This is a genomic window from Exiguobacterium sp. 8A, assembly GCF_902506275.1.
Taxonomy (GTDB): Bacteria; Bacillota; Bacilli; order Exiguobacteriales; family Exiguobacteriaceae; genus Exiguobacterium; species Exiguobacterium profundum.
In genome coordinates, this window is sequence record NZ_LR733687.1 from 1 (window position 1) to 6,661 (window position 6,661).

7 protein-coding genes and 1 pseudogene are annotated in these 6,661 nt (G+C 51.5%); 1 reads left to right on the plus strand and 7 read right to left on the minus strand.

Annotation, left to right across the window (positions count from 1 at the left end; all coding sequences use genetic code 11):
- Positions 1-428 (plus strand): annotated as a pseudogene (locus GVY42_RS16165) (hypothetical protein); the annotation flags it as partial.
- Positions 429-605: 177 nt separating this feature from the next.
- Here GVY42_RS16165 and GVY42_RS16175 read toward each other — a convergent pair.
- The 7 genes from GVY42_RS16175 to GVY42_RS16205 form a co-directional block, all read right to left on the minus strand.
- Entirely contained in the window at positions 606-1,679 is a 1,074-nt protein-coding gene (locus GVY42_RS16175) for a hypothetical protein (protein ID WP_159563697.1), read from the minus strand.
- 17 nt (positions 1,680-1,696) lie between these two features.
- A complete protein-coding gene (locus GVY42_RS16180) occupies positions 1,697-2,998 on the minus strand; it encodes a hypothetical protein (protein ID WP_159565729.1) in 1,302 nt (433 codons plus the stop codon).
- A gap of 690 nt (positions 2,999-3,688) precedes the next feature.
- A complete protein-coding gene (locus tag GVY42_RS16185; protein WP_159563833.1) occupies positions 3,689-4,180 on the minus strand; it encodes a hypothetical protein in 492 nt (163 codons plus the stop codon).
- A 14-nt stretch (positions 4,181-4,194) separates the two neighbouring features.
- On the minus strand, positions 4,195-5,019 hold the full coding sequence (locus GVY42_RS16190) for a hypothetical protein (protein ID WP_159563834.1): 825 nt from the start codon (positions 5,017-5,019) through the stop codon (positions 4,195-4,197).
- Between the two features lie 365 nt (positions 5,020-5,384).
- Positions 5,385-5,720 carry a YolD-like family protein gene (locus GVY42_RS16195; RefSeq protein WP_159563835.1) on the minus strand — a complete coding sequence of 112 codons (336 nt, stop codon included), beginning with the start codon at positions 5,718-5,720 and terminating at the stop codon, positions 5,385-5,387.
- 108 nt (positions 5,721-5,828) lie between these two features.
- The gene (locus GVY42_RS16200; protein ID WP_159563836.1) at positions 5,829-6,098 is read right to left on the minus strand and encodes an ASCH/PUA domain-containing protein; all 270 of its coding nucleotides are present in this window, start codon (positions 6,096-6,098) and stop codon (positions 5,829-5,831) included.
- 52 nt (positions 6,099-6,150) lie between these two features.
- Positions 6,151-6,661: hypothetical protein (locus GVY42_RS16205; protein ID WP_236549008.1), on the minus strand; the 511-nt coding region annotated here is incomplete at its 5' end.

A 6,661-nucleotide genomic window follows, 5' to 3' on the forward strand; every position in this document is an offset into this window, starting at 1 on the left:
AGCGTCGACGCCGGCTCATCCGGCCGGTCGTCTCACTCGAGGACGCGAACCGCCCGACGAGCGAGCTCCAGCACCTGACGACCTACGAACTGTATGCCCTGCTGGGCGAGGTCCGGCGGGCACGGGGAAACGCCTACGACCTGCATCGCCTCGCCTACGACACCCGCATCGCCTCGATGTCGGAAGGCGTCGATCGGGAGACGGCCGACAACCTGAAACGCATGGTCAATCAGGCATTCAAGGACTTCGTGTACTGGAAACGGAAGGCGTATGTCGTCGAGAACCTGTTGATCGAACGGACCGGCACCTATCCGAAACGGATCACGGCCAAGTTCCTGGACAAGACGTGGGACCAGATCGTCCGCACCTACCAGGACACCGAGCCGATGTTCGCCACGATCCCGGAACATCATCGTTTCCTCGACTGACAGACGAAAGGACGACGCGTCTTCTCACGCGTCGTCCTTTCTTGGCCATAGGGTTGATGATGCGGTCTGTCAGGCGTCCGGACGATATAGCTCGACGTCCTCTCCGAGTCACGGTTCGGCGTGCCCTGATATTCGCTCAGGATGTACAGTGACCACAATCGCTCCATCATCCCCTCCTCACTGTTTATCGACTTCCTCAATGTCACGTGTCGGGTCAAAATCTGAAAGTGGCAGAATTTCGGCAGGCGGTCCCCATTTCGGTCTACTCATGAACCACTCATGCTTTTCCGATGTCTCAAGCGTGTCCGCACTCAGACGATAGATCGAGGTCCATGCATTAAAACAGATGTCTCCATCCTCCAACATCGGACTTGTGATAATATCTGACACCGGTGGGCTAGCCTGTGTTTTGCCGGTCTCTTTATCAATTTTTATAATCCGATTCTTTTCTTCATACATCGTTCCCTGTACCACAAAAAGTTCCTCGTCATCGCTGGCAAAGATGCCATTGTTCACGAACACACCGAGTTCCTGCCACGGCAAAATCGTGATCTCCCCGTCCGCCGAGAGCTTCCCGATGTGGTTGAAGAAGGCCATGTAGACCTCACCATCCGAGTAATGGAGCGAGATGACCTGTCCATACTTGGTGATGTAATCATCCAGAGGGTATTCTTTGAGAAGCTGCCCTTCCATATCATAGGCGTAGATGCTCTCTCGAAAGTCCTCATCCTCCCCATAGTCTTGTGTGCTAAGTGTATAGACGGTATCTTCACTCGCGGTCAATCCATAAATCGTCGGTCTGCCTGTTTCAAAGCATTCCTTGTCGGCCTGCGTCTTCCCTTTCGGGACACGGCACCATTGCGAGTGCGAGTCACGATGGACCGGGCTGTTCCCGTCATAGAAGATATGGGTCTCGTTCTGGGTGATCGGGCTGGCCGGATTCATCTCGTCTGGCGCCTCGACGTCATGGATGACATCCAGTTCGCCGTCCTCGACCGAGACCCGGAGGATGCCCGACCCTGTCGGGACCCAATAGGTATCCGGGTCTTCCCTCAGCACATAGAGCGTGTAAGCCCCGCCACTGTCCTTGAGCTCGACTTCCTGGTCGCCATATCGGACCAATGTGTCGTCCGTGCTCGTGATCCCGGTGTTGTACAGTTCGACCACATTCCGAACCTCGCCCTCCTCAGGATACCCGCAACCGCCCAACAACAGGACCATGGATAAATACGCCGCCCATCGCGTGAGCACACTGTTCCTCATCGGCATTAAAACCTGCCGATGATTCGGGTATCTAGATCGATGAAGATGTGGTAGGGCAACACATAGCCACCGGTCCAGTACCGATTGTTGATACTTCCGACATCACGCCCACCGGCACGCCATGCCCGATAGACGAGCTCAGAACAGTAGAACGAGCTCGTCCCGAACCCAGGGGCGATACTGTACGGCTTGTTCACCTGGTTCTCCGCATAGGAGCCGGCCTTCCGTTTCTGTGTCGTCGTCGATCCGTGGACGTTCAGCACAAAGTTTGAGCCCTGCAATTTTCTTCCTTTGAACGAATCCACATAGGTTTTATATCGATTGTAGTGCGATTTGACCCCCGTCCCCTTGGTCGCCTCGACGAAACGAAGGTACTCATCTGATCCGACCTCGACATGACCGTGGGCGACCACCCCCATGGTGCGGGCGCTCGGGATGTAGAGGATGCGTCCGACGTGAGGGTTCAAGGTGCCGAATGGCTCGACGGCTATTTCTTCCTCATCCTCATAGAGGACACCCTCTGCGAGGGTCTCGTTCAATTCGAGGAACTGCTCGTCGCTCAGTACACCCTGATTTGTCAAAGGGTCCAACAAGGATGCCCCGGCATCATATGCCTCGGCGGTCTCAATGTCTGACGCCATGGCTCCTTCTTGTTCGATCGCCTGTTGCATCTCTTCGACCGTCACGATAACTTCCTCCTCGTCGGGCTCCATGAGTGGGATGCGGGCCGTCACCGCAGGTGAGATCGGGCGGGCACCGTCCGCATGGACCGCCGTCAGGCGGACGTAGTAGTTGTCCGTGAACGAGTAGTCGGTGCCGCCCTTCTGCTCATATGCCTGCTCATAGAGTGGCGACGGTTGGGCGAGGAGTTCCATCCCCGACCCGTTGCGCAGGTAGTCGATCGTCCCGGTCTGGAGCTGTTCCGGTGTCGGGAACATGCCCTTTCCTTTCGTCGTCCACGACGTCTCCGTCGCCGGCACGTCCCAATAGCTGTGGTACGCCCCGTTGAACAGGATGACCTGGTACTTCTCCGCGCCCGGGATTGCCTCCCAGGACACGTCGAGGTGGCCCGTCACCGCGTCCGGCGCGCTGAGGTGCGCCTCGACCGTCGGGGCCGGCATCTGCGGATAGTCCGGGTTGACGAGCCGTGGTGCCGGGACTACCGGGGCCGGCATGTCGGTGTGGGGCGGGAGCCCCTCGGCCGATGCCGATGTCGGGAGCGCCGTCGCGACCAATGCGGCGAGGGCGATCCCGTTCAGCCATCGTCTCCAGTGTGGGTGTTGTCTGTCGTTCGTTCGATGTGTCATCGAATCCCTCCAAATCCTATGTAGTGGACTTCCTTGTATGTAAAGCGACCATCAGGTCGCACAGGAAAATGTAACATAACCAGTGAAATGCGGTGTCCAAAAACGAAATCGAGATTGTCATTTTTTGAAAGCGCCTTCTCCGATGGGGCGTAAAAGCGGGGCCGGGCTGATCCGGGACCGCTCGACCGAATAAACGAAAAGAGGCCCCCATAAGGGGACCTCACATTCGGGAATCGAGGAACGGCATACCTCGGTATCCATGGTTATTAGACAAACAGTGCATTCGGAAAGGGATCAGCAATCCCTATATATCTAGCATAGCAAAGTTCTCGGAAAGCGCAACAAAAGACGCCCCCTCGGAAGAGGAGGGCGTCCGATCCCGATCGTTTCCGCGACCAGGACCTAGGGCATCCTAAATTAACTCTCAATACAACCAATCAATTAGGAGCTGTAAACATGCGGGCAAGGAACCGCCTCCCTGCCTTGTCGCCATTTTACCAGAAGGACGCAGATTTTGAAAAGTACCGTCCGTTTTCTCGTCGAGCACGGAAGAAAACAGACATTGATAAAAAGACGGGTTTACGGACAACGTACCCAAAACAAAAAGGGCGACGAGACGCCCTTTCGTATTTTATGTGAACTCACGAACAAATTCGTTCTTTTAACGGTCGTTTTTAAAACAACTATTTATCAATCAATTTTCAGACTCTCAACCAATCTAATGACTAAATGATCAAGCAATCTTCCACATACAAGTCGATTTGATTCCAGCGCAAGTAAACCTAGAAATGGACTATCTGCTGGTCCAGACTCATCGCTAGAAGTGATTGCAAATCCATCAGGACCAGCATGAACGTTCATTTGAATCTGATGGCCTTGTTCACCTTTTGTCATTTTCATAGTTATTGTAAACTCTCTAGGATGCAATACAGAACGAATGACTACAATCTGTCCGTTTAATTTCCTGTTTTCATCACCAAAAATCAAACGAAAAATAAATTCCATTCCGTGTTGATCTTGACGTTCTTGATAGTCGATGAATGGGTACTTTTCAGAAATCTCCTTCGCCCGACTGCTCAAGACGTCAAATTGTTTTTCTAAATCCATGCCGACGACCGTCGCTTCTGTCATGTCCTGATAGTCTGCCATTGCTTGCTCAAACCGTTTCTCATGCTCCAACATACATATCCCCCCTATTAATCGACTATTACACCTTCATACAGTTTCCAATTAACCTGCATCCCTTCGTCCCCGCGTGCCCCTACAACACCCTTAACTTTGACTTTATCGCCATTCTTAATATCCTCTTTACTACTTTCATCCTTCAACTCAACAACGATTGTATAAGGCATTAGCTCTTTATTATCTGTACTGATTGTTGCCCAATCTTGTCCTTTATAGTCATCAGAAGATACTAAGACAACGCTATCTCCCATAGCTTCTGTATCGGCTACCGTTCCCGTCCAAGTCACTTCTTTTTTGTGCACATATGTATCGTACACTGGAGAACGTTCCTCTTTCGGAATATTGTAGAAAGCTGTTACGTATTCGTTAAAGTCTGCATTCATTGAATCCGCAAACGGATGATCTTTTACTGCAGCCATTTCCTCTTCGCTTAACGGCGCTTTCTTTTCAAGCACCGTTACAAAATGTTCGGCCTTGTCCCGGTTAGCTTTCAGTAAGATGTAAATATTATCAACCACAATTGTAATGGTTGAATCCGGCTTCTCATATTTCTTGGCTTGTTCGATCGTTTCATACTGTACGATCTCTGCTTCCGGAGTTCTGATTGCTTTCACAAGACCTTCTGAACCTTCAAACTCGCTTGTAACGTCTTCTGCTTCACCAGTCACAAGACCCGATTCTTTTAACCATGTATAGGCGTCATCAGCTTTGATTCCAGCTTCTTCTTCCGCCACCTCTTCTATACCAGTCTCTTCTGTTGTTGCTTCCTCACCACCGCAAGCCGAAACAAGACCGAGTGCCATTACAAACGCCACTAAAAAAGCGTATTTCCTCATCATGTTTTCCCCCTGTTTTTCTATTTCCCTACGAACAATGGCCTAGCTGTTGCTATACCATCATGTAAAGATAAATTAATTGTACTACTCAGTATGATACGCTTAGAAATTCACAGTAACAACATATCCCGATTACTTTGAACCGACAAACCACCGTTTTAAAAACACAATCGAATTGTCGTTCGTCTTGTAAATCTAAATAAAAATTATTTCATTCCTTTTGAAATGTTACAGATTCCATTTTTAATTCCAGTTAATTCTTTTTTTATTTTCTGTTCATTCGATTCAACGAACACCCACGATTTTAACATGGAGAAATCAACCGTGAAGGTTGATACCAATCTATTTTTACCATTCTCCCCGAATCATTCTGGACCGACAAACGCGATCGCTTCGAACGACACCTGAACCACCCCGTCCCGCTCGTTGGCCAACTCGACGACACGGTCCATGTAGTCGACCCGATGCACGAACCCATGGAACTGACGCATCTCCCCGTCCGTCACATACCGCACCGTCACCCGGTCGCCGGAGAAGATCGCGTCGTTCAGCACACGCTCGTACACGTCCAATAGGTGGTCGTCGATATCCGGCATCTCGATTTTCTGCACCTCTCGATAATATTTGATGAGGAGTGCCTTGTGTTCCGGCATCAGGAACGGGACCCATTTCTTCTCGCCCCGGTCGACATATCTCGTCATGGTCCATCTCCACCTTTCCCAAGAAATTATAAGAACATTTGTTCTTATTTTATACCCTCATTTCCGAGTTGTACACAAAAAAAGGGGGCACCGGTCGGCACCCCCTCGTCAAGATACGGTTTGTTCGGCGGCCTTGCCCGGGACGACATCCCCGAGCGCCATCACGACATAGCCGCCCCGTTGGGCGTACGCTGTCATGTATGTCACGCGTCGGCACAACGCCCGGCCGGTGTACGCCTGTTCGACCGGGTCATACTCGCGCAGGTACAGGATATCGCCGGACTGGTATCCGCGATCGTCCCGTCGAATCTCGAATGTCTTCCGGCCGGCATCGACCATGTCGAAATACTCCGGCCAAATCTTCAGTTCATGGAGCATCCGTCTTCCCTCCTTCCGTGTTCGTCTCTCATTCAGGTGGCAGACAGGCAGTTCAAAGGCACAGTCTGATCTTCTGCTGGTCTGACCGAATCAGGATGTACACCGTATAGTCTACACCCTTTGAGATTTCAGACAATACAAGTCCCGCAGTATCGATCGATGCGACTTCGATCAGTTGCAAGAGACGGTCCATCTCGACCGTCTCGACCTCCTTCACCGAGACGATGCCGTCTTTCACCTCATCCATTCTGTAATCGCAGAGGATGGGGGCTTCTTCCAGTGGGATATGCGAGATGTATGCATCACTTTCAGTCGGGACGATGGGCACGTCACGAACGCTGCAGTCTCCGTCTCGGTTGACGGTCGCAAGAAGATCGTCTTCTCCGTTCTCATGCATCAAGAAATACTGCCTGATCCCGTCCTCTTCCTCGAACCATTGCAATGCCCACAGGTCGAGGTCGATGTTTTTACGTTCCGCTTCCAGCACTTCGAGCACACGTTCCATGTCTCTTTGTTGTTCCGGGCTCAGACAGGTACTCTCATATCGGATATCCCGCAACTTC

Excerpts from the sequence above, each read along its gene's own strand:
- GVY42_RS16180 (WP_159565729.1), bottom strand. The coding sequence starts at position 2,998 with ATGACACATCGAACGAACGACAGACAACACCCACACTGGAGACGATGG.
- GVY42_RS16185 (WP_159563833.1), bottom strand. The coding sequence starts at position 4,180 with ATGTTGGAGCATGAGAAACGGTTTGAGCAAGCAATGGCAGACTATCAG.
- GVY42_RS16190 (WP_159563834.1), bottom strand. The coding sequence starts at position 5,019 with ATGAGGAAATACGCTTTTTTAGTGGCGTTTGTAATGGCACTCGGTCTT.
- GVY42_RS16195 (WP_159563835.1), bottom strand. The coding sequence starts at position 5,720 with ATGACGAGATATGTCGACCGGGGCGAGAAGAAATGGGTCCCGTTCCTG.
- GVY42_RS16200 (WP_159563836.1), bottom strand. The coding sequence starts at position 6,098 with ATGCTCCATGAACTGAAGATTTGGCCGGAGTATTTCGACATGGTCGAT.